This window comes from Geobacter sp. (assembly GCA_009684525.1).
Classification (GTDB): domain Bacteria; phylum Desulfobacterota; class Desulfuromonadia; order Geobacterales; family DSM-12255; genus Geoanaerobacter.
Genome location: WKKR01000002.1, coordinates 853,881 through 877,188 on the forward strand (window position 1 = coordinate 853,881; position 23,308 = coordinate 877,188).

At 59.9% G+C, this 23,308-nt stretch carries 21 protein-coding genes; 7 read left to right on the top strand and 14 right to left on the bottom strand.

The features are described from left to right. Positions 1-3: 3 nt before the first annotated feature. The gene (locus GJT30_09940; GenBank protein MSM39925.1) at positions 4-1,635 is read left to right on the top strand and encodes a HAMP domain-containing protein; all 1,632 of its coding nucleotides are present in this window, start codon (positions 4-6) and stop codon (positions 1,633-1,635) included. A gap of 81 nt (positions 1,636-1,716) precedes the next feature. On the opposite strand, the gene GJT30_09945 is transcribed toward GJT30_09940, so the two are convergent. Together GJT30_09945 and tatA are read right to left on the bottom strand one after the other, a co-directional pair. Next, a complete protein-coding gene (locus tag GJT30_09945; GenBank protein MSM39926.1) occupies positions 1,717-1,989 on the bottom strand; it encodes a PilZ domain-containing protein in 273 nt (90 codons plus the stop codon). Positions 1,990-2,240: 251 nt separating this feature from the next. Further along, complete coding sequence (gene tatA, locus GJT30_09950) at positions 2,241-2,432, bottom strand: twin-arginine translocase TatA/TatE family subunit (GenBank protein MSM39927.1); 192 nt, start codon at positions 2,430-2,432, stop codon at positions 2,241-2,243. A 122-nt stretch (positions 2,433-2,554) separates the two neighbouring features. On the opposite strand from tatA, the gene uvrB reads away from it, so the two are divergent. After that, complete coding sequence (gene uvrB / locus GJT30_09955; GenBank protein ID MSM39928.1) at positions 2,555-4,549, top strand: excinuclease ABC subunit UvrB; 1,995 nt, start codon at positions 2,555-2,557, stop codon at positions 4,547-4,549. Between the two features lie 68 nt (positions 4,550-4,617). After that, complete coding sequence (locus tag GJT30_09960; protein ID MSM39929.1) at positions 4,618-5,112, top strand: YchJ family protein; 495 nt, start codon at positions 4,618-4,620, stop codon at positions 5,110-5,112. 72 nt (positions 5,113-5,184) lie between these two features. On the opposite strand, the gene GJT30_09965 is transcribed toward GJT30_09960, so the two are convergent. Continuing rightward, on the bottom strand, positions 5,185-7,788 hold the full coding sequence (locus GJT30_09965) for an EAL domain-containing protein (protein MSM39930.1): 2,604 nt from the start codon (positions 7,786-7,788) through the stop codon (positions 5,185-5,187). A 109-nt stretch (positions 7,789-7,897) separates the two neighbouring features. Between GJT30_09965 and GJT30_09970 the strand changes: the two genes are divergently transcribed. The 3 genes from GJT30_09970 to GJT30_09980 all read left to right on the top strand — a co-directional run bounded on the left by GJT30_09970 (position 7,898) and on the right by GJT30_09980 (position 9,915). Beyond that, positions 7,898-8,551: a lactate utilization protein gene (locus tag GJT30_09970; protein ID MSM39931.1), complete on the top strand. Its 654-nt coding sequence runs from the start codon at positions 7,898-7,900 to the stop codon at positions 8,549-8,551. A gap of 5 nt (positions 8,552-8,556) precedes the next feature. Beyond that, positions 8,557-9,336: a ComF family protein gene (locus GJT30_09975; GenBank protein ID MSM39932.1), complete on the top strand. Its 780-nt coding sequence runs from the start codon at positions 8,557-8,559 to the stop codon at positions 9,334-9,336. A 111-nt stretch (positions 9,337-9,447) separates the two neighbouring features. Further along, positions 9,448-9,915 carry a hypothetical protein gene (locus tag GJT30_09980; GenBank protein ID MSM39933.1) on the top strand — a complete coding sequence of 156 codons (468 nt, stop codon included), beginning with the start codon at positions 9,448-9,450 and terminating at the stop codon, positions 9,913-9,915. Here GJT30_09980 and GJT30_09985 read toward each other — a convergent pair. Then, complete coding sequence (locus GJT30_09985) at positions 9,905-12,412, bottom strand: helicase (GenBank protein ID MSM39934.1); 2,508 nt, start codon at positions 12,410-12,412, stop codon at positions 9,905-9,907. The genes GJT30_09980 and GJT30_09985 overlap by 11 nt on opposite strands. Before the next feature lie 157 nt (positions 12,413-12,569). Between GJT30_09985 and GJT30_09990 the strand changes: the two genes are divergently transcribed. Beyond that, positions 12,570-13,571, top strand: coding sequence for a sodium:calcium antiporter (locus GJT30_09990; GenBank protein ID MSM39935.1), 1,002 nt, complete (start codon positions 12,570-12,572; stop codon positions 13,569-13,571). Between the two features lie 176 nt (positions 13,572-13,747). Here the strand turns inward: GJT30_09990 and GJT30_09995 are convergent, their stop codons facing one another. The 10 genes from GJT30_09995 to nuoK all read right to left on the bottom strand — a co-directional run bounded on the left by GJT30_09995 (position 13,748) and on the right by nuoK (position 23,289). Beyond that, the gene (locus GJT30_09995) at positions 13,748-14,434 is read right to left on the bottom strand and encodes a hypothetical protein (GenBank protein ID MSM39936.1); all 687 of its coding nucleotides are present in this window, start codon (positions 14,432-14,434) and stop codon (positions 13,748-13,750) included. 179 nt (positions 14,435-14,613) lie between these two features. After that, entirely contained in the window at positions 14,614-14,925 is a 312-nt protein-coding gene (locus GJT30_10000) for a hypothetical protein (protein ID MSM39937.1), read from the bottom strand. Between the two features lie 3 nt (positions 14,926-14,928). Next, entirely contained in the window at positions 14,929-15,678 is a 750-nt protein-coding gene (locus GJT30_10005) for a hypothetical protein (protein ID MSM39938.1), read from the bottom strand. A gap of 309 nt (positions 15,679-15,987) precedes the next feature. Further along, complete coding sequence (locus tag GJT30_10010) at positions 15,988-17,007, bottom strand: protein kinase (protein MSM39939.1); 1,020 nt, start codon at positions 17,005-17,007, stop codon at positions 15,988-15,990. Next, a complete protein-coding gene (locus GJT30_10015) occupies positions 17,004-17,453 on the bottom strand; it encodes a hypothetical protein (protein MSM39940.1) in 450 nt (149 codons plus the stop codon). Before GJT30_10015 ends, GJT30_10010 begins: the two co-directional genes overlap by 4 nt. Positions 17,454-17,841: 388 nt before the next feature. Continuing rightward, positions 17,842-18,129 (bottom strand): cytochrome C, encoded by a 288-nt coding sequence (locus GJT30_10020; GenBank protein MSM39941.1) that lies wholly within the window; start codon positions 18,127-18,129, stop codon positions 17,842-17,844. Positions 18,130-18,222: 93 nt separating this feature from the next. Then, positions 18,223-19,626, bottom strand: coding sequence for an NADH-quinone oxidoreductase subunit NuoN (gene nuoN / locus GJT30_10025; protein MSM39942.1), 1,404 nt, complete (start codon positions 19,624-19,626; stop codon positions 18,223-18,225). Beyond that, complete coding sequence (locus tag GJT30_10030; protein ID MSM39943.1) at positions 19,623-21,119, bottom strand: NADH-quinone oxidoreductase subunit M; 1,497 nt, start codon at positions 21,117-21,119, stop codon at positions 19,623-19,625. Before GJT30_10030 ends, nuoN begins: the two co-directional genes overlap by 4 nt. Then, positions 21,116-22,984, bottom strand: coding sequence for an NADH-quinone oxidoreductase subunit L (nuoL, locus tag GJT30_10035; GenBank protein MSM39944.1), 1,869 nt, complete (start codon positions 22,982-22,984; stop codon positions 21,116-21,118). Before nuoL ends, GJT30_10030 begins: the two co-directional genes overlap by 4 nt. Then, positions 22,981-23,289, bottom strand: a complete 309-nt coding sequence (nuoK, locus tag GJT30_10040; protein ID MSM39945.1) for an NADH-quinone oxidoreductase subunit NuoK — start codon at positions 23,287-23,289, stop codon at positions 22,981-22,983. Before nuoK ends, nuoL begins: the two co-directional genes overlap by 4 nt. Positions 23,290-23,308: the final 19 nt, after the last annotated feature.

Below are 23,308 nucleotides of genomic sequence, written 5' to 3' on the forward strand. Positions count from 1 at the left end.
TGGATGTCAATAATATTTGTACGGAGGTCGTACTACATGCGGTTAACCATAAAGAAGAAACTGGGGGGGCTGACCATCTTCACCATGCTGGTCTTTGCAATCATCACCGGTCTTTCGGCATTCGTCATCACCAACCTGATCAACAAGAACGAACAGCTCGTCAACGAGGAAGTTGCGCAGGTGAATGCCGCCATGGATGCGCAGGACAGATTGGGCCTTGCCGTTCAAGCGTATAAGGATTACCTGCTCCGCAAGGACGACAAGTACGTGCAGGGGTTCCGCACACGGGTCGGCGAGATCGACAAAAGCCTTGCCGATTACCTGAAGAATGCCTCGGGCGAAGAAAAGGCCCTTGGCGACAAGGCTGTTGCCCTGATGGATGACTATCGCAAGAGCATCGATGCACTCGTGGCGGCGCGGAGCACAAGCGACGACATTGCCGCGGTTGATCGGAGCATCAAGGGTGTCGACAAGCCGTTGCGCCTTGCCCTGGATGAAATGGAAAAGGTTGCCAGTGCCAGTTTCGAGAAAGCTCGCGCAGAAGCCACGGCAACCGCTCACAAGCTGTTGATCCTGCAGATCGTCTGCGCCGTTGTTGCCGCTCTGCTGCTGATGCTGGCCAGTGTGGCCATCATGCGGGGGATCTTCCGCGCATTGAAGGCAATCGGTGAGTCGGTGCAGCGGATTGCCGGCGGTGACCTGACGCAAAAGGCGGAGATCGTTTCCGACGACGAGCTGGGGGACATGGGGCGCGATTTCAACCGGATGGTGGACAGCATGAGCAACATGATCGCCACCATTAGCAGCACGTCGGCACAGCTTGCCGCAGCGGCCAACCAGCTGCAGGGGACGGCCGTGCAGATCGCAACCGGTGCCGAAGAGGTGGCGTCCCAGGCCGGGACCGTGGCAACGGCTGCTGAGGAGATGTCGGCCACCTCCGGCGACATTGCCCAGAACTGTCAGGCAGCGGCCGAAGGGGGGTACCGGGCCAACAGCACCGCCACTGCCGGTGCCGAGGTGGTGAACGCCACCGTGCAGGTCATGAACCGGATCGCCGGCAGGGTGCACGAGACCGCCAGGAGCGTGGAGAGCCTGGGGTCACGGAGCGACCAGATCGGCGAGATCATCGGCACTATCGAGGACATTGCCGACCAGACCAACCTCTTGGCATTGAACGCTGCCATCGAGGCGGCCAGGGCCGGCGAGCAGGGGCGCGGTTTTGCGGTGGTAGCCGACGAGGTGCGGGCTCTGGCCGAGCGGACCACCAAGGCGACCCGCGAGATCGGCGATATGATCAAGGCTATCCAGAGCGAGACCAAGAGCGCCGTGACAGCCATGGAAGAAGGTGTCCAGGAAGTGGAGAGCGGCACTACCGAGGCTGCCCGCTCTGGTCAGTCACTGCAGGCGATCTTGGAGCAGATCAATACGGTGACCATGCAGGTCAACCAGATCGCCACCGCTGCCGAGGAGCAGACCGCCACTACCGGGGAGATCACCAGCAATATCCACCAGATCACCGAGATTGTGCAGGAGACCGCACGGGGTGCCCAGGAGTCGGCCACTGCAGCCGCGCAACTTGCCGGCCTTGCCACGGAACTGCAGCGCCTGGTGGGGCAGTTCAGGCTGGCAGCATAGGCTTGGGCCACAACACAACCGGCATGAAAAAGGAAAGGCCCGACAATCTGCCGGGCCTTTCCGCGTCTGAAATAGGAGAGATTATTCGCAGTCGAGAAGGGTCTTTTCCAGTTCCAGTGCCACCCCTTCAGGGGTCACCCTGATGACCCTGGCGTTCATCCGGCATATCCGGCGGTCCTTGGAGTGGTGGTAGATGGTGATGGTTACGGTGCCGTCCTGGGGGATCTGCTGGGTGGTCCTGACGAAAACGCCCTTCAGGCTGATGTTTTCAAGTGAACCCTCGATCACCGTGTCGTTGTAGGTGATGGTCGCTTCCAGGTGGATGGGAAGTCGTGAAAAGCTGCGCCCTGCCATGGGAATCTCCTCGCGTTGCGCACTCCCGTTGCGGCGGATTCATTAATTATACATCGCCGTTACCAACTGGCAATCGGACATCGGTATTCCCCGTGCAAATAGTCGGGAATCACCGGCCGGCAGGGCTGGACAAGGGTAAAGGGGAGTCGTGGGGAGGGTTTTGAAAAAAGGGTGCGCTGAAAACGGAAAAAGCGGTCCTTGCACCAGGCGTTTATGCCGGGACAGGGGCCGCTTCATGCCAGGGAGCAAAATCAGCTGTTCTTGGTGCTGTCCGAGTCTTTGCGGGGTTTGATCTCGATCTCTTCCTTTGCATCCGATGCCTTCTTGAAGTTCTTGATGCTCTTGCCCAGGGCGCTGCCGATCTCGGGGAGTCGGCCGGCGCCGAAAACCACCAGGACGATGACAAGGATAATGAGCAATTCTGGCATGCCGAAACCGAACATGGGATACCTCCATGGGATGAGCGATGGTGTAGTATTGCATTGTACTATCAAAAAATCAAGGGGATTGGGGTCTTAGAAGTTTACCGCTGCACTGCAGATCCCTCCGTGCTATGATGCCCCCCATGGGCGCTTTCCAGCTATCCAGCAGCTATATCCCGCGGGGGGACCAACCCCGTGCCATCGACGAACTGGTGGAGGGGATCCTCCGCGGCGACCGGCACCAGGTCCTGCTCGGGGTCACCGGATCGGGCAAGACCTTTACCGTGGCCAATGTCATCGCCCGGCTCGACCGGCCCGCCCTGGTTCTTGCCCCCAACAAGACCCTGGCGGCCCAGCTCTACGGGGAGTTCAAGGAGCTCTTTCCCGGCAATGCCGTTGAGTATTTCGTCTCCTATTACGACTACTACCAGCCCGAGGCATACCTCCCCACCACGGACACCTTCATCGAGAAGGACTCCTCCATCAACGACGAGATCGACAAGCTGCGTCATTCGGCCACCAGGAGCCTGTTGACCCGCCGCGACGTGATCATCGTCGCCTCGGTCTCCTGCATCTATGGCATCGGCTCGCCGGCCGAATACGAGTCCATGCACGTCTTTTTCCGCCAGGGGGACGACTATGGCCGCGACACCCTGCTGAAGCGGCTGGTGGAGATCCAGTACGAGCGGAACGACATCGATTTCCACCGCGGCACCTTCCGGGTGCGCGGCGACATCGTGGAGATCTTCCCTGCCCATGACGACGAGCGGGCCGTGCGCGTCGAATTCTTCGGCGATTCGGTGGAGGCGATCTCCGAGATCGACCCCCTGCGCGGCCAGGTGCTGAACCGCCTCTCCAAGTGCGCGATCTTTCCGGCCTCCCACTACGTGGCGACCCGCGAGACCCTGGACCGCTCCATCGAGGAGATCCGGGTCGATCTGCGCGAGCGTATCCAGTGGTTCAGGGAGCAGAACATGCTGGTGGAGGCCCAGCGGATCGAGCAGCGGACCATGTTCGACCTGGAGATGATGGAAGAGATGGGATTCTGCCAGGGGATAGAGAACTATTCCCGCTATTTCGACAACCGCAAACCGGGCGAGCCCCCCTATACCCTGATCGACTATTTCCCCCGCGATTTCCTGCTGTTTGTGGACGAGTCGCATATCACCGTTTCGCAGGTCGGGGGGATGTACCGCGGCGACCGGAGCCGCAAGGAGACCCTGGTTCAGTACGGTTTCCGTTTGCCCGCGGCCCTGGACAACCGGCCGCTCAACTTCAAGGAATTCGAGGAGAAGCTCACCCAGACGGTCTATGTCTCTGCAACCCCGGCGGACCACGAGCTGCAGCGGAGCGACGGCGTGGTGGTGGAGCAGGTCATCCGCCCCACCGGCCTGGTTGACCCGGAGATCGTTATCCGCCCCGCATCCGGCCAGGTGGACGATCTGCTTCACGAGATCCGGCTGACCGTGGCACGCGGCGAGCGGGTGCTGGTAACCACCCTGACCAAGCGAATGGCCGAGGAGCTGACCGGTTTCTACCAGGAGGTGGGGGTCAGGGTCCGCTATCTCCATTCGGACATCGACACCATCCAGCGGATGGAGATCATCCGCGATCTCCGCAAGGGGCTCTTCGACGTCCTGGTGGGGATCAACCTGCTGCGCGAGGGGCTCGACATCCCCGAGGTCTCACTGGTCGCCATCCTCGATGCAGACAAGGAAGGGTTTCTCCGCTCTGCCCGCTCGCTCATCCAGACCTGTGGCAGGGCCGCCCGCAACGTGGCCGGCCGGGTCATCATGTACGCCGATATCGTGACCCGCTCCATGCAGGCGTGCATCGACGAAACCGGCCGCCGCCGCGCCCTGCAGGTCGCCTACAATCTTGAGCACGGCATTACTCCGCAGTCGGTGCAGAAGGGGTTCGGGGGCATCCTCGATTCCATCGAGGAGAAGGACTATTTCACTATCCCCGTGGCTGCCGAGGAGCAGGAAGAGTATGTCTCCCCCAAGGAGATCCCCGGCCTCGTGAGATCGCTGCGCAAGCAGATGCTTACCGCGGCGAAGGAGCTGGAATTCGAGCGTGCGGCAGAGCTGCGCGACCGGATCAGGAAGCTGGAAGAGATGGAGCTGGCGTTGCGGTAGCCGCGGCGCATCCTGAAGGGGCCTTTCGCCCCTTCGCATATCATATGATACCGAAGGAGAAGAAGACGATGACCCAGACCCAGGAACTCTGCCCCTGCTGCTCGCAGCTGGCCTACGACGCATGCTGCGGCCCCCTGATCAGCGGTGCCGCACAGGCCGAGACCGCCGAACAGCTGATGCGTTCCCGTTACAGCGCCTATGTGAAAGGGGAGATGGGCTACCTCTTTGAAACGACCCATCCTGACGGACGGAAGGGGTACGATCACGACGGAACAAAGGAGTGGTCGGAAAACTCCGAATGGCAAAAACTGGAAATCCTTGCCGTCAGAGGCGGAACGGCCGGGGACCAGGCTGGCGAGGTGGAGTTCAAGGCCTATTACGAAGGAAAGGGTGCCCAGCATATCCATCATGAGGTTGGCGTCTTCCGGAAGGTCGAGGATGTCTGGTTCTTTACCGACGGCAAGATCGTCGGGAATGTCCCGATCCGGAGCACCAAGGTCGGCAGGAATGAGCCCTGTACCTGCGGCAGCGGCAAGAAATACAAGAAGTGCTGCGGGGCGTGATCTGACGCCTCCGGCCGACGGGGTGCAGACCGGGCAGCCGGAGAAGGTCTGTTGTTTCTGTTCAGCGGGGTGCTATCCGAGGGGCTGATTCTCTTTGAGCAGGGTGGTGAATTGTTCCACCGGCAGCGGCCGGCTGAAGAGGAATCCCTGATAGGTGGGGCACTGCTGCTGGGCCAGGAAGGTGCGTTGTTCCTCGGTTTCCACCCCTTCGGCCACCACATGCAGGTTGAGGCACTGGGCCATGCTGATGATGGTGTTGACGAGAACCGTATCGCTGCTGTCGGAGGGGATGTTCGTGACAAACGCCCGGTCGATCTTCAATTCGCTGATCGGGAGCTTCTTCAGGTAGCTGAGCGACGAATAACCGGTGCCGAAGTCGTCGATGGAAAGGGAGACGCCAAGGTGCTTCAGCTGGTGGAGCTTGTCGAGCGCGGTCTCCGAATCGATCATCAGGAGGCTTTCGGTCAGTTCCAGGCGGAGGCATTCGGCCGGCAGCCCCGTTTCCTGGAGGATTTCGGCCACGAGTGTGACGATCTCCGAACGCTGGAATTGCCGGGCAGAGATGTTGACCGACATGATGAACGGCTTCTCCATCTCGTCGATCCACTGTTTCGCCTGTTTGCACGCCGTTTCCAGGACCCATTCGCCGACCGGGACGATCAGCCCGCTCTCTTCCAGCGCCGGGATGAAATCGCCGGGGGGGATGATGACGCCGTCTGAACCTTTCCAGCGGATCAAGGCCTCCATGCCGGTGATGGTGTTGCTCTGGAGATCCACCTGGGGCTGGTAGTGGAGGAGGAACTCCTCCTGTTCCAGGGCGCGGTGGAGTTTCGTCTCCAGGGAGAGGCGGTCGTGCATCTGCTGATTGAGCTCGCCGGTAAAGAACCGGAAGGCGTTTTTCCCGTCCCGCTTGGCCTCGTACATGGTCGCTTCGGCGTGCTGCAGCAGCAGCTCGATGTTGTCACCGTCCGCGGGATAGCCGACAATGCCGATGCTGACGGTCACGTAGAGTTCCCGATCGTTGACCCTGAATGGCGCCGCCATGGCGGAGAGCACCTTTTCCGCCAGCACAGCCGCTGCCTGACTCTCCTGGAGGTCGGCCGGCAGGATGACGAATTCGTCGCCACTCAACCGGGCAAGCGTATCCGACTTGCGCAGCATGGTGTGGAGCCGGTCGGCGAATGCGATGAGCAGCAGGTCGCCGGCACCATGCCCCAGGGTATCGTTGATCACCTTGAAGTTGTCGATGTCGAGCAGGATCAGACCGAGAAAGCAGGGATGGCGGTCATACATGGCCATGGCCTGCTGCAGGCGGTCGGCCAGGAGGTTCCGGTTGGGCAGGCCGGTCAGGAGGTCGTGGTTTGCCTGATAGACCAGCTGCTGCTCGTAGAGCCGGCGGTCGGTGATGTCCTGTCCCACGGAGAGGATGCCGATCAGGGTGCCGTTATCGTCGAAGAGGGGACGGTTTGCCCAGGAAACCCAGAGGCGGCTGCCATCCTTGCGTACGCATTCGTTCTCATTGATGAGATGCCGCTCCGGGTGGGTCATGATCGTTGCGAGCATCTCCGCCAGGTCACGCCCGCTGCTCTCGGTTTCCGGGAGGAGGGTCCCGACGATATGCCGGCCGATGATCTCTTCCGTGTCGAGTTGAAAAAATTCCTCGGCGAAATCGTTGGCAAAGGTAATGACCCCGCCGGTATCCAGCTTGAGGATGATGCTGTTGGCCGATTCCACCAGCTCACGGTATTTCTGCTCGCTTGCGGCAAGGGCATCCTCTGTCCTGAGCCGCACCTCGCACTCCTTCTGTAAATCCTCGGTCCGCCGCTGCACCTCCCGCCGCAACAGCCCGCTCAGGGCGAAAAAGACCGCGAACAGCCCGCCTGCAATGCCGATCAGCCATTTCACCCAGCGGGGCATCCCCCCTTTGGCTGCCACCTGGAGGTACTGCTCCAGCGCCTTGTGGTAGATCGAGTTCCGGTCAGCCTTCATGGCGGTCAGGTCCTGGTCGATCGCACTGATCAGGTCGGCGTTGACCCCTTTGTGGAAACCGTATCTGAGTTCGATGGGGTTGAAAACGATGGGGGTTGCCACGACGCCGTATCGCTCGTCGTTGAGCATGCCGAAGAACCGCCCCACCACGCCGGCATCGACCTGTTTTTTCTGCAGGAGCTCGAAGACCCTCTTGAAACTGTCGACCTCGACGTATCGCGGGCTGACACCGAAATCCCGCAGCAGTTCCTTGAGACCGCTGTACTGGATGTTTCCCTTGACCACGGCAACCCGCTTCCCGTCGAGGTCGAGAAAGGACTGCAGCATCCCTTCCCTGGCGGCATAGACCTGACCCCAGTTGACCACGATGGTGACCGTGCTGATGTCGAAACGCTCTGCCCGTTCAGGGGAGTATGCCAGGGAAGCCAGGATGTCGATATCGCCGTCCGAAAGGTGCTTGAGACCTTCCTCGAGGGTGCCGGTGACGAATGAGAGGCGCCACTTCTCCTTGACCGCGATCTCCTTGAGGATGTCGACGTTGAGGCCCGACACGGTGCCGTCTGCATTGACGATGGAAAGGGGGGGATTGTCATAGACCCCGACCCGCACATCCCGCTCACCAAGGGCGGTGAAGGGGATCAGGCCGAGAACGACGAGGATGGTTATGATGAGAAGCCGGTAATGCATATGAAGACTCTTTTCGGAAGCATACACGAAAACTGAAGCGTTACCTGCTGAAAAGCGTTGTCCGGTATGCTATACATTGGCAGTAGATTTTTACGAAAGGAGCGGTCGTATGTCACAGACAGCCGTACTGGTCAGATGGAGCTACGAACAAAAATGTCAGAAGGCGGTTGAGGCCTTGGGGCAGAACGGTTTCACGGCAGTCTACTGCCCGACAGCCCAGGATGCGCACGATTACATCATCAAGGAGTCCGAAGGTGCCCAGTCCATAGGATTCGGCGGTTCCATGGGGGTAAAGTCGCTGCTGGTCGAGGAGCGCCTTGCGGTGCTGGGGAAGGAGATCCTCAACCATAGCGCGCCGGGGCTCTCGCGGGAGGAGAAGGACGTCATCATGCGCCGTCAGCTCACCTGCGACCTGTTCCTGGCCGGCACCAATGCCCTGACCATCTCGGGCTGGCTGGTAAACATCGATGCCACCGGCAACCGGGTCGCAGCCATGATCTTCGGGCCGAAGAAGGTGATCGTGGTGGCCGGCAGGAACAAGCTCGTGGAGGGGGACCTGGCCACTGCCATCCGCCGGGTCAAGGAATGGGCAACGCCCCCCAACGCCAAGCGGCTCAATTTCAATACCCCCTGCGCCAAGACCGGTTTCTGCAGCGACTGCAACTCCCCGGACCGGCTCTGCCGCGCCACCACGGTACTCGACCGTCGGCCGAGGATGACCGATTTCCGGGTGCTGGTGGTGAACGAGGACCTGGGATTCTAGGGGCGATGGCAGGGGAGCGGGACGTGGTGGGAGGGAACGGAACACGGGGCAAAGGCTGGCGCGGGCCGCTCTCCGGGCTCCTTGACCTCTTCTTCCCGCCGCTCTGCCACCAGTGCCGCAGTTTCATCCCCCATGCCGGGCGGGTGCACGTCTGCCCGGCTTGCCTGGCCACGTCGCGGCCGGTGGAGCCCCCTCTCTGCACGGTCTGCGGGGTCCCCTTTCCGGCGCCGGCCGGGATCGACCACCCGTGCGGCCCCTGCCTGACCACCCCGCCCCCCTTTGCCGCTGCCCGTGCCGCCTTTCTCTACGAGGGGGCGATCCGCGACCTGATCCATCGCTTCAAGTACGATGGCGCGGTGCAGGTCCGCCGCCCCCTGGCGCTCCTCATGGCAGACCGCCTGGCCCCCCTGGCTGCAGAAAAGGCGCCCGACCTCCTGGTGCCGGTCCCGCTCCATGTCCGGCGTCTCCGCCAGCGCGGGTTCAACCAGGCGGTACTGCTGGGGGAGCTCCTGTCTCGCGAGTGGCAGATCCCCCTCGGCCGCCGGGTAATGCGACGCATCCGCTGGACCGAGCCCCAGGTGAACCTGGCAGCAAAGGAACGGCTCGCCAATGTACGGGGCGCCTTTGCCGTCAGCGACCGGGCGCGGGTTGCGGGGATGCGGGTGATGCTGGTGGACGACGTGCTGACCACCGGCAGTACCCTGGCCGAGTGCAGCCGGGTCTTGCTCCGGGCGGGTGCGGCGGAGGTCTTTGCGGTGACCGTCGCCCGCGTGGCATGGGAATAGGAGGGGCCTGCTGGGGGTGGCAGCCGGATGCCGGTTGCCAGGGAGATTGGGGGTTGTAAAACGGCAGGATTTTGCTATGGTAGGGCCAACAATTATTCCGGAGAACGAACTATGGCACAGACAACCGATTCCGCGCGCCTGCGCAAACTCCTCAAGATCTACCTCGTGATCCAGCTCTTCCTGGCGGCCCTGCTGGTTTACATGGCGGTGCACTTCCAGGCGGGGCTCAATGCCGAAGGAAAGCCCCAGGCCTTTCTCTGGGGGGCCGGCATGGCCCTGGTGGTACAGATGCTGGTCTTCTATCCGATCAAGAAGTTTGCCGCCATCGAGGCAAAACGGGAGATCGAGTCCAGCGCCACCGGCCTGAGCGGCGAGCAGATGAAATCCCTCAGGAACCGGCGGATGGTCGGGGACCTGGTCCGGACCGCGGTGTTCGTCTTCTATGCCGTCTTTCTCCTGGCCATGCCGGGCAAGAAGGCAGTGGTCTGGCCGGTCTTCCTCTCCTTCGTCCTCACCTTCCTGACCTACTTCCAGTGCGTCTCCTACTCGCTGAAGCGGGGGATCGCCCCTAAGGGCTGAAGAACTCCCGCATCCCTGCCATCACCTCCGCCCTGCTGCCGGTAACCTGGCTGGTACCGGTCAGGGCGCGGAGGAAATGGCGTCCATACCCCTTGCTCAACACCCTGCTGTCGAGGATCAGCGCTGCCCCCCGGTCGTCGCGGCTCCGGATCAGCCTGCCGAATCCCTGCTTGAACTTGATCACCGCCTGGGGAACCGTGTAATCCATGAACGGGTCCCCCCCCTCCTCGGCAATGTGCTCGGCTCGCGCCTCCAGGAGCGGTTCCGTGGGGACCCGGAACGGCAGGCGGGTTATTACCACCAGCTCCAGGGCCTTCCCCTGCACGTCGACCCCTTCCCAGAAAGAATCCGTGGCAAAAAGCACCGCATTCGGCTCCCGCCGGAACCGGTTCAGGATCATGTGGCGGCTCGCCTCCCCCTGGCGGAGCGGCGTCATCCCCTGTTCCTTCAGCCGTGGCGCCAGCCGTTCGAAAACCCGTCCCAGCAGGTCGTAGGAGGTGAAGAGGACAAAGGCATGCCCCTGGGTGATCTCCAGCGCCTCCAGCAGGCAGGGCTCCAGCGCGGCCGAAAAGCCGGGCGCCGTCGGCTGGGGGAGGTCGGTGGGGATGCCGACATAGGCCTGGCGGGCAAAGTCGAAGGGGGAGGCAAGGAGCAGCTCGCTGATCCGTTCCGGCGGGAGCCGGTCGATGCCGTTTCGCTGCTTGAGGTAGTCGAACTTTTCCCCAACTGCCAGGGTGGCCGAGGTGATGACCACGGTCTTCACCCGCTCGAACACCGCCTTGCGCAGGGAATCGGCCACCTCCAGCGGCGCAAAGCAGAGCTTCACCGCCATCCCCTTGGTCCCCTTGCGGACTTCCAGCCAGCGGCAGTAGCCGTCATCGCGGTTGAGGAAGAAGAGCAGGCCGTCGGCTGCCGCCTCAAGCCGTCCGCGAATCCCCTTCAGATCGACGAGCAGGCTGGATAGCTTTGCCAGAACCTCGTCCGGCAGCCGTTCGCAGATCCTGCAGCAGTCCTTGACCGCCGTGGCGTAGGTGGAGAGCTGCCCGGCCAGGGCGCGTACCTTCCCCTCGGTCTCGCGCCAGAGCGGGGTCTCATAGACCGGCGGGGTGAGGCGGAGCGTCTGCTCCCCCTGGCGGGCGCCGGCAGGCCGCAGGTGGGCCAGGAGTGCCACGGCGATGGCGTCCATGGTGCGGGTCACCGCGTCGGCAAGCTTCCCCCGCTCCGGGATCAGCCGCTCCTCCAGCACTGCCGCGGCGTCCATGTAGAGGTTGTCCAGCTCTTCCGGGATCTCCTTGGCGAGCCGGGAGGCGAGCTGGGGGAGCAGGCCCCGCTGGGGCTTGCGCGGGTGCTGGAGTCGTCCCATCACCTTCAACAGACCCTGGCGGGAGAACTGGCTGGAGAAATGGCTGGTCGCCACGTCCTCGATATGGTGCCCCTCGTCGAAGATCAGTCGCTTGAACGGCGGCAGGATGGCGGCGGTCTCGAAGCCGGCCTCCTGCCGCACCACCACGTCGGCCATGAGCAGGGCATGGTTCACCACCAGCAGGTCGGCGCTGGCTGCGGCGCGGCGGGCCGCATAGAAGAAGCAGCCGGCATACCAGGTGCACTTGATCCGGCTGCACTGGTCGGCCTCGCAACAGAGCTCTTCCCAGGTCTCTTGCCGGGGGATGAAGGAGAGGTCGTTGCGGCAACCTTCCACGGTCTTTTCGCTCCAGGAGATCAGCGTCTGCAGCTCTTCGCCCGCCTCGTCCTGGAAAAGGGCAGGTTCCTGGCGGATCGCCGCCAGCTTCCGCTTGCAGAGGTAGTTGCTCCGCCCCTTCACCAGCACCGCCTTGAACTGGATGCCGGCATGGTTCAGCAAAAAGGGGATATCCTTCCGTGTCAGCTGTTCCTGGAGGTTGATGGTGTTGGTGGAGATCACCACCCGCTCCTTGTTGCGCACCGCCCAGAGGGCAGCGGGGAGCAGGTAGGCGAGCGATTTGCCGGTACCGGTGCCGGCCTCGATGATCGAGATCTTGTCTTCGTTGAACGCCTCCGCCACCAGGAAGGCCATCCGGATCTGCTCTTCGCGGTGCTCGTACCCTGGCAGCGATGAGGCCAGGGTGCCGCCGGCGGCATAGAAGCGTTCGATGTCGCCGAAGTCCAGCCGTTCGGCCACCGGCGGGATGAAGGGGGTGACTGCTACGTAGCAGTGTTCGGCCCGGTTGTCGATGATAATGAAGCCGACCCCCTGGTTGCCCATGATCGAGGCGATCTCCAGGTCGGCCGAAGAGGGGGTGAGGACGCCGGAGGGGTGGTTGTGGATGACCACGTCGCCGCATGAGGCGGCCACCACGATGGCTGCCACGGCGTCGCGGTTGCCGCGCGCCAGCGGTTCCACGTCGATGACGCGGCCCGCGCCGTCGGTGCGGCCGAGAAAGAAGACCTCGTTGCCGCCTGCGTCGGCAATGGCCTCGCGCATGGCTGAGAGGGAGTTATCGGAAAAATTGCGGTCCATCCGGACGAAGATACTATCTTTGCCGCTTCCGCTCAATCCTTTTCGGAAAAGGGGGAAGGGGGCAAACCGTTTGACAGTCTACAGGGAGGCAAGCGTCGCAATAAAATGTATACTTGGAATCGGCAACGGCACATCTGGCGACCTCAAAGGTGAATGCATGATCAACTGGCTCGGCTTCATCGTCTGTTCGGTTACAATTCTGTATTCCGGCGCCAAACTCTCCAAGTATGGTGACGTCATTGCAGAGAAGACCGGCATGGGAAAGACCTGGATCGGTGTCCTGCTCATGGCGTCCGTCACCTCACTCCCCGAACTCGTTACCGGTATAAGTGCGGTGACGTATTCCCATACTCCTGACATCGCCGTCGGCAGTGTTATGGGGAGTTGCGTCTTCAACCTCGTCATCCTTGCCTTCCTGGATATTACCGAACGGGAAAAAACCCTGTCGGCTAAAGCACACCACGGCCACGTTCTCTCGGGGGGATTCGGTATACTGCTCCTTTCCCTTGTCAGCATAAGCCTTTGCTGGGGGGGGCGGATACCGCCCGTTGGCTGGATCGGGTGGTACAGCCTTGCTTTCATTGTCGTCTATGTTATTGCCATCAGGATTATTTTCGCCTTCGAGAAACGACAGATCGCCCGATTCATTAGTGAGCGGGCCGAACAGTTGAAGTACGAGGGGATCCAGCTCAGGTCGGCAGCTGTCAATTACGGCTGGAACGCCCTTCTTGTGACCATCGCTGCCATCTTCCTGCCGGGCATTGGAGAGCGGATCGCCGTGGCTACCGGTCTCGGGGAGACCTTTGTCGGGAATATCTTCATTGCCATGGTTACGTCACTGCCTGAGGTGGTGGTATCCGTGACGGCCGTCAAGATTGGGGCGATAGATCTGGCAATCGGCAACCTGCTCGGGAGCAATATTTTCAATGTCTTCATTCTGGCGCTAGACGATGTGTTCTATTTCCACGACCAGATTCTGTCCAATGTGCATCGTGGTCATATCATTTCAGCAGTGATCGCCATCGCCATGACGAGCATTGCGATCATCGGTCTTACCTATCGCTCAGAAAAGAAACTTCTCTTTTTGGCCTGGGATTCGCTCGCTATCATGATTCTGAACGTGGTCTATCTCATGCTCATGTATTCCCTGACCCAGTGACGCAATATTCAGTATTGTTCTGCGGCGTATTCGGGAGACATAATACGTACTATCGCATTGCCCCAGTCATAGTATTATGTCTCACGAATTACCACGTTTCCCTCTTAACATTGCTTGTCATGGATGTTCCCGTTTCATTCCCCGCGTAAAGCTCCTGCTCGCTTTCGCAAGTGCTTCTATAAGAGTACGTTGGTGCTCCGGAGGGTGTAACTATTTGAGTCCGTTCCGTCGGTGATGTCGATTTTTACATAAAACCCAAGCTGCGGTGAAAACCAGTATGTCCTGGTAACTCCACTTGACGTAATGACATATTTCCATGTTGCGAAAGTCCCTGCCGGGGTCGCCACCGATTCTGCTCCCATGATGGTGTAGGAATATGTGGTTGCGTCGGTGGTGCCATCGCTGTAATGGATGATTGCTGTATTGGTTTTACCTGCTTCCCAACTTCCGGGCCAGATTACAGGCAATGGTTGGTCTGTAACTGTTTTGAGTGTGCTGTTCGGATACAGCATGCCATACAACCTGATATCGCCGGAGCTCTGATCTTGCTGCAGGTATGTGATCGCCGTAATAGTCGTGGCAGATCCTGAACTGAAAGTGGCTGTCTCAGTATCTGTCATGGCAAGAACAGTTTCTGTGTTCAGTGTTTCTTGTGTAAGGTTCATGGTGGCAGTGCCTGTGTACGTATAAGTCTCACTAACGGTGTGACCTTGTCCGCTAAAGTCGAATACCCAACTGTCTCCAGCTTGCAGCATTCGCGTAGTACTTACCCCAACTACGGCAGTATCACCGCCACCCCCACACGCAAAAAGTAATGCAGACAGAGAAAACAGAATCAACCCTTTGACTATCAGTTTATGCACACGCATCTCTCCTTCTGGGGAATATTGTTTGTGATGGCGGTGCGGAAGGCATTCGGGGGGGGTAAAACTCCTTTTGTGGGCGGCCTTTAATTGCATTATGTCCCCCGAATTCCCCCCGGTCTTTCCGGGCGGGCGGTGTCGGACGGCGTGGTTGGCAAGAGCCCCCTCTTTTGTCTGACTCAGACAAAAAGTGCTGCTAACGTAGGAACGCGTTTTGCAATTTCAACTGCTATGGCCCCAAGTTTTTCAATTTGATTCTTAAGTTCCGCTTGGGCAATATTTGCTGCCGATGCCGCTTTGACAACTACAATCAACTCATCGTATTTTTGCAGGTCAGTTGTGTCGGGAGTAATCGCGTCAATTTCTTCGAGAGAAAAACCGGCCAGTTTGTTCAGCTCATCTTTATAGCGCCCTTTAAAAGCCTCTGCACTATGTTCCAGTGTTTCCTTGAGATCGCTTTCAAATCCAGCCAGATCAAATTCGTCAGCCATCTGTTATCCCTCCTTCTGTGATATTTTGAGTTTCGCTTTCAGTTCGTCGATCTTTTCTTTGAGTTTCTTGGCTATTTCCTCGGCTTTGTCGAGTTTGTCTTCCATGCCTTCTGCTTTTTCAACGATCGAGCCGATGTTTTCCGAAGCTTTTGCCAAGTTCTCCCCAATTTCTTTATTGAGATCCCTATCAACTCCAACAGCCTTTAAGATCTCTGCCTGCGCGTCATGTACCTGGACAACTGACGCCAGATAACCGGTTACGACCGAATTCGCATACTGTAGTTGCTGATATGACCGGTCGATTGAAGCGAGAAGCTCTTTTCTTTGCTCTCTCAGAGGGGTAAGCAGGTCGCTTCGCATTTTATCGATGTCGTTTTGGATACTCTGTACCATTATGGACATGCCCTTCAATACCGCTGCTTGAAGTTGGGGCGAAGCATCGGGCTTAAAGGAGTTATTTATGGCTAGCAGCAATGATTTTTTTTGATCAGCCGGATTAGCACTTTTTGCCAGCAAAAACTGTCGCTCCATTACCGCTCGGACCTGATATGGCGTGTAGATATCGTCAACGAAACGATTGATGTCGCTTTCCGTGCGGGCAAAGATAAGCTCTGCAAGTGCCTTGTGAGAGTTGTGAACTGTGATCAAATCACGGCCGATTGTTGCTGAAAGCTCAACTGATTGTTTTGGAACCTGAGTACAAGAGGTGACAAGTAATGTTATACCAACCACCCAAATCATCCTTAGTTGCATGCTGTTCCTCCTCTTCTCGTGATTCGCGACTGCAGGTTTCATTTTTCTGAAAGCTGTAGGCGCGATCTGTATAGTTTTCCTCGCAGATCGTATTAGTGTCTGCCCCCCTTTCCGCGAATTGTCGAAATGCTTTTCTCAATTCCGTACACCGGGTAGGTCAGGAGCCTTTCGGCTCCTTTCCCCTCTCAGAATTGTACGTGACAGTTTCCCGTCATACGGCTCAAGCCCTCCAAAGCAGTCTCCCTCGTCACCGGAACCCTGCCCCTGTCACCGGAACCCCCACACGAATTCCTCCGCTGGTTAACCATCTCACTTCATGCTGGTCTCAGAGATAAGAATTTCAGCTTGCACACGTGCTTCGACTTTGTTGTCACATGTATGGCACTTAGAGTTGTCTTTTCTGCCGTTCCTTTTGAACGTGACGAGATGTTGTCCCTTCTTCGATTCTATAGAAATTTCATAGGTATTACCTTCGGCATAACCAGACCAAGCATTCCTTGATGTTTTGTTCCACTCAATATCAAACCTGAGAGCATCCAAAGCGTTCTTCATTTCCAATGCCGTCTGATATCTTTTAATTGGGTCTGGGTTGCAAGCCTTGTTGATAATTCTTTTCACCTTCTCTGGTACATAATCTTGGTAGCCAATAGTTTTAACTAATGTTCCACGGCATATGTGACGGTCAAAGTTGTCAATGTTATCCAACAATCCGCGCCAATCATTGATATTGTTGATTATACGGAACAGTGTTAATCCGCTCGCAAAAATGTCAGTTTGGACTGTCGTTTGCCCAGTCGTGTAGAACTCTGGTGGGCAATGTGCTAGGTAACCTTGATCACTGCCGACGAGGCTTAATGCTGTTGTCGCTAACCCGAAATCCGATAATTTAGTGGAATCTGCTGCTATAAGGACATTCCCTGGTTTTACATCCCTGTGCAAATAGCCGTTCGTATGCGCAAAATAAAGCCCAGAAAGCACACAACTCATGCGCGTACAGGCTTCCTTTATTGATATCCAGCGGTTTTTTAGTTCTCCTTCAAGTGATCCCTCTGGGAGGTATTCAAGATCGAGAACCAGAATGTGAACACCGCCGTTGTCGAAGACGTTAGCTTCATTTATTTGGACAATGTGCTTGTGACGGCATTTGTCGAGTATTTGTGCTTCTTCAAGTTTTTGCTTTATTTCTGTCGGATTAGTTATTGGAATTAATTTAATGGCCTTATTGCAAGCAAGAGCCCTATCATGAGCTAAATATACTTCCCCAAAGTGCCCTCCGCCCAGCCGCTTTTCAAGGACATATTTCCCAATTGTTGTTGGTGTTGCCGTCATAGACGAAACCAGGCTACTAAAATAGCTTCTTTTTGGCTTTTATCCCAGTAAGGTGGATGCTCTCCGAAGACAGTGTCCACGAGTTTCATTAGGTCAGTTGCTTTAGGTAATCCTAGTTTAGCAGTTGTTATTCCACGGGATGAATATTCATAAGCAGGAATATTATTCTTCTTGGCCAGTAGGTTAAGTACACCCATTGGAAACGCTAGCGTGTGTAGTTGCTCCAATGTTGGTTCCAAGGTTAATTTATATGCAATAGCATCTGGTTCATATTCAGTAATAAGATGCTCAAAATGTGTTTCATACCAATCCATCAACCCGGCAGTATCGTCCGGGTCACTGGTTGCTTGTCGTCCTTTAGCCACTAAATTAGGGGCATCTTTGTCACCTCCCACGATGGCAAATCTAAGATAGTTTTTCTGAAGTACGACACCAAGTACCTTCATGTATTTCTCCCTTTATGAGGTCATGGCCGAAAGTCGCGTCGGGGTCAGGCTTCCAAGATGCAAGTTGAGATTGACCCGTTGTCTCGATTCCCTGTAATTACAAAGCCAAAACTATCTATATGTGTCTATTCTGTCAAGTAAATCGTCTTTGAACCAGTTGTTTTTATCTCAGAGCCAGTCATGTCTTACAGTTATGAAACATACTTCAATTATTGATAATGTGTAGTATGTATCAATAACAAATATGACATTCATTCATTAAGTGTGGGTTTGGTTGAGGGCGTGGGTTGTGCCGTCGGCAGGAGCGGCTGGGCGGGTACTGGCGGGGCGGTCAGGCGGGCGAAAAAAAGGGGTGGCAGCGCCACCCCCGTGTGATCCGTGAACGCTGTTATCTCTTCTTCTTGTGACACTCGCCGCACTTGGTGGGGCCCTTCTTCTTGGTCTCGTGGCAGCTCTTGCAGAGCTTGTGCGCCTCGTCCTTCTTGGCGAGCTTGTCGATCTTCCCCCCCTTGGAGTCCGCATGGCAGGGGGTGCAGCTCTTCAGCAGCTCCTGGTGCTTGGCGTGGGGAAAGCTCACGTCCCCCACCTTTGCCGGCAGGGTCTTCATACCATCGGCTGCCAGGGCGGCAGTGGTGCAATAGAGGGTGAGGGCAAGCAGGGCAAGGATTTTTTTCATGGGTAACTCCTTTTATAATGGTAATTTTTTATATAATAGCCGGTCGCAGCCCGGATGCAAGCGGGTTTCTCTTCCGGAGTTTCCGGATGGAAACTACCGAAGCGCGGCGTCGATCAGCTCCAGGAGCGGTGAGGGGAAAATGCCGAGAACGATGATGAGCAGCCCGGCGCACCCCAGGACGCCGTATTCGGCAGCGGTCATGCCATCGCCAGGAGCTGGGGAAGAAGGCTCTGCCGGGCGGAGGTAGAGGGTCGTCACTACCCGCAGGTAGTAGTAGGCGGAGACGGCGGCGGTCAGGATGCCGATGACCGACAGCGCGATCTCCCCTCCCTTGAGGGCAGCGGCGAAGATCAGGAATTTTCCCATGAAACCGGCCGTCGGCGGGATGCCGGCCAGGGAGAACATGGACAGGGCCAGGATGGCGGCCGGGAAGGGGCGCTGGTAGCCGACACCGCGCAGCTCCTCCAGCCGGTCCCCACCCTGGTCGGCGAGCGCGGCCAGGGCGCCGAAGGCTGCCAGGTTCATGGCGCTGTAGGCAACGGCATAGAAGGCGACTGCGCCGTGCCCGCCGGAGCCGCTGGTCAGGGCAAGAGCCACGTAGCCCATCTGGGCGATGGAGGAGTAGGCGATGAGCCGTTTGAGCCCGGCCTGACGGAGCGCTGCCAGGTTGCCGAGCAGCATGGAGAAGAGAGAGAGGCACCAGAGCGGCCCGTGCAGGCTGCCGCTGCCGGCTGAGCCGGAAAAGAGCAGGAGGAGCGCGGCCAGCGCCGCCCCCTTGGAGGCGGTGGCGAGGAAGGCGGTGACCGGCGTGGGCGCCCCCTGGTAGACGTCCGGGGTCCAGAGATGGGCCGGGACCAGCGAGACCTTGAAGGCGACCCCGAGCAGGAGCAGTCCCGCACCGGCCGCAGCCGTCGGATTGGCGGATGAGAGTGCCGCCTGCATGGCCGGCGCGATCAGCAGGGTACCGGTCCCGGCATAGATCAGGGCGAGGCCGAAGGCGGTGAAGGCGGCTGCCACGGCGCCGCTCAACAGGTACTTGAGGCCGGCCTCGGCCGATGCCGCCCGGCTCCGGTCGCAGGCGACCAGGAAATAGAAGCCGAAGGTGAGCGATTCCAGCCCGAGGAAGAGGACCAGCAGGTTGGTGGCCATGCTGAGGGCGACCATGCCGAAGAGCGAGAAGAGCAGGGTGGCGGGGTATTCCTCGCCGACGATCCCCTGGCGGTCGTTGTAGCGAAGCGACAAGAGGAGCGCTCCCACGGCGGTGAGGCCGAACAGGGCGCTGAAGAGCCGGGCAAAGGGGGTAAGGGCGATGCCGAGCCCCGGCAGCGACGCCAGCGGCGGCGCCATGACCATCCAGCAGGCCACGCCGGCGGCCGTCACCGCGGCAATGACAGATGGGTACCTTCCCGGCACCAGAGCGCCGAGGAGGAGCACCAGCAGCGCCCCGGCGGCAAGGATCAACAGCGGCATCAGGCTCCAGAGATCGGCCGTGGTCATGGCGTCCCTCCGGTCAGCAGCGCCACCGGCACCTTCAAGAGGTCGAGCAGCGGTTTCGGGTGGAGCCCCAGGTAGAGGTCGATGAGCGCCATGACCGTCAGCACGCTCCCCTCGCGCAGCGAGAGGTCGGGCAGTGTGAGCGGCCGCGACTCGTTCTGGAAGAGCACCTCCTGCAGCAGCCGCACCGTATAGACCAGCGGCAGGACGATGCCGAGGAAGGCAAGGGCAACGGCCAGGTGATGCCCGCGGAATGAGCCGGTCAGGATGAGGAATTCGCCGACGAAGTTGTTGAGGCCCGGCAGTCCGGCCGAGGCCATGGCAAAGAGGAGGAAGAAGAAGGAGAGGACCGGTACCTTGCCCCAGAGGCCGCCGAAGGCGCCGATCTCGCGGGTGCCGCTCCGTTCGTCCAGCATCCCGACCAGGGCGAACAGGGCTGCGGTGGTTACCCCGTGGTTGACCATCTGCATCAGGGCGCCGGAGAGCGCCACCGGCGTCCAGGAGGCGATCCCCAGGGCGACGAACCCCATGTGGCCGACGCTGGAATAGGCCACCAGCCGTTTCATGTCGGTCTGGGCAAAGGCGATCCACGAGGCATAGAGGATGCCGGTGACGGCGAGGACCATCAGGAGCGGCGCCAGGGTCCGTGCCGCCTCGGGGAAGAGGGGGTAGCCGAAGCGGACCAGGCCGTAGGCGCCGGTCTTCAGCAGCAGCCCGGCCAGGACGACGCTGCCGGCGGTGGGCGCGTCGGTGTGGGCGTCCGGCAGCCAGGTATGGAGCGGGAAGAGCGGGAACTTGATGGCAAAGGCGAAGAGGAATGCGCCATAGAGCCAGAGTCCCGCGCCGGTATCCACCCTGGTCCCGATCAGCGCCGGCAGGCTGAAGGTGTAGATGCCGCTCTGGGCACCGTGCAGCAGGTAGATGCCGATCACCGCCAGCAGCATGAGCAGCGATCCGGCCAGGGTGTAGAGGAAAAATTTCACTGCAGAATAGACGTTCCTGCCATGGCCCCAGATGCCGATGAGGAAGAACATCGGGATCAGCATCACCTCCCAGAAGAGGTAGAAGAGGAACAGGTCCAGGCTGAGGAAGACCCCCATGATGCCGCTCGCCATGATCAGCAGCAGCGCATAGTGGAGGGCGACCCGCGTCCGCACCGCCTGCCAGGAGACCACCATCCCGACGACGGTAACGAAGGCGGTGAGCAGCACCATGAGCAGGCTGATGCCGTCCATGCCGACCAGGTAGCGGATGCCGAACCGGTCGATCCAGGGGAGGTCCTCCAGGAGGAAGAAGCCGGGGAGGTCCGTTGTCGGCAGGTTCGCCAGGGTCCCGGCCTGCCAGGTCAGCCAGCCGGCCAGCAGCAGTTCGACCAGCCCGACCCCCAGGGCGAAGCGGCGCACCCATGCCTCTTGCTGCCGGAACGCGAACAGGCAGAGTCCACCCAGGAGGGGGAGGAAGATCAGGATGCTGAGGATCGGCAGGCCGGAGTTCATAAAAGCACCCATGCCAGCCATCCCGCCACCAGCGCGGCGCCGGCAGCGAAGCTCGCCAGGTAGACCGAGACTCGGCCGCAGCTCCAGTGGCCGAGGTTTTCACCGGCCTTGCCGAGCCCGTCGGCCAGCCGGTCCAGCGAGTCGTCGATCACCCCTTCGTCCACCCGCTGCCAGAGGAAGCCTGCCAGCCGTTCGTAGGGGCGGATGATGAGGAAGCGGTAGAGATCGTCCACGTACCACCCCTGCTGCAGGAAGGCGGTCAGGCCCGTGGCGGGCTGCGCAGCTTCGGCGATCCGCGCGTCGCGCCGGCTGCCGCCGTAGCGGAGGTGGGCTGCCGCGAGGCCGCTAACGGCGATGAGCGCGGCGATCCCCTGCAGCGCCAGCTCTGTCCCGTGAGACGGCTCTGCCGTTGTCATCCCTGCCGTCGCCAGGAAGCTCCCCAGCAAACCTTCCCCCAGGTAGCCGGGGAGGTTGAGGAACCCGCCGCAGAGCCCCAGGAGCGCCAGAGGCAGCAGGATCGATTCCATCAGCCGTGGCGCGTGATGGTGCTCTCCGCTCTCTCCCCCGAAGACCAGGTAGACCATCCGGAAGGTGTAGAATGCCGTCAATAGGGCGGTGACGAGCCCGACCACGAAGAGACCGCCGTAGAGCGCACCACCCTTCAACCAGGCAGCCGCCAGGATGGCGTCCTTGCTGAAGAAGCCGCCGGTGAGCGGCAGGCCCGCCAGGCAGGCGGCGCCGGCCAGAAACGGCCAGAAGGTGAGCGGGAGCGTGCGGCGCAGCCCACCCATGCGGAAGATGTCCTGTTCATGGTGCAGGGCAGTGATGACGCAGCCGGCACCCAGGAAAAGGAGAGCCTTGAAGAAGGCGTGGACGATCAGGTGGAAGGTGGCGGCGGTGATGGCGCCGCAGCCGACGCCGAGCACCATGTAGCCGATCTGGCTGATGGTGGAGTAGGCAAGGACCCGCTTCAGGTCGCGCTGGGCCACGGCGCAGGTGGCGCCGAAAAAGGCGGTCAGCGCCCCGGTGACGGCGATGGCCGCCATGGCGGTTGGCGAGAGGCTGACGAGCGGTGCCAGACGCATCAGCAGATAGACCCCGGCCGTGACCATGGTGGCGGCGTGGATCTGGGCCGAGACCGGCGTCGGCCCGGCCATGGCGTCGGGAAGCCAGACCATCAGCGGCACCTGGGCCGATTTACCCATGGCGCCGATCAGCAAGAGGATTCCCAGCACGGTGACGGTCCCTGCCGGCAGGGTGGCGGCCATGGCGTCCACTTGGGTGATGGAGACGGTGCCGCAGAGCTCGAACAGCCAGACGATGGCGATTCCCAGGGCGGTGTCGCCGATCCGGGTGGTGATGAACGCCTTGCGGCCGGCGTCGGCGTTCTTCTTCTCCGTGTACCAGAAGCCGATCAGGGCATAGGAGCAGAATCCGACCCCCTCCCAGCCCAGGTAGAGGAGCGGCAGGTTCTCGGCCAGCACCAGCACCAGCATGGCGCAGACGAACAGGTTGAGCAGGGCGAAGAAGCGGGCCGGCGCCGGGTCTTTGGCCATGTAGGCCACGGCATAGACGTGGATCAGGCCGCAGACGAAGGTGATCATGAGCGTCAGCGACAGCGCGAGCGGGTCGAGGTAGAGGGTGAGCGGCGCCTGCAGGTCGAAGTCGGCGAGCCAGGAGATCAGGGTGACCGTCTCGGGACGGCTGTAGGCCCCGGCTGCCAAGAGGGCGCAGAAAAACGCCCCCCAGATCACGGCGCAGGCAAGCCCTTCCACCAGCCGGCGGGGCAGTTTCCGGCCGACAATGGCGTTGACCGTCGCGCCGAAGAGCGGCAGGAGGAGTATGAGGGCGAGGTAGATGGTCACCCTTTCAGCTCCCGGAATTCATCCACGTCCACGGTCTTGCGCTTGCGCTGCAGGTAGACCACCATGGCCAGGGCGAGCGACACCTCGGCCGAGGTCATGGCCATGATCAAGAGGGCGAAGACCTGGCCGTCCAGGGTGCGCCAGTGGGCCGCTCCGCCAACGAAGACGAGCATGGCGGCATTGAGCATGATCTCGATGCCGATCAGCAGCATGATGACGTTGCTGCGCCAGACCAGCACGCAGGCCAGCCCCAGGCAGAAGAGGATGGCGGCGAGGATCAGGATGTGGAGGAGCGGCACGATCATGTCACTATCCGGTCCAGGA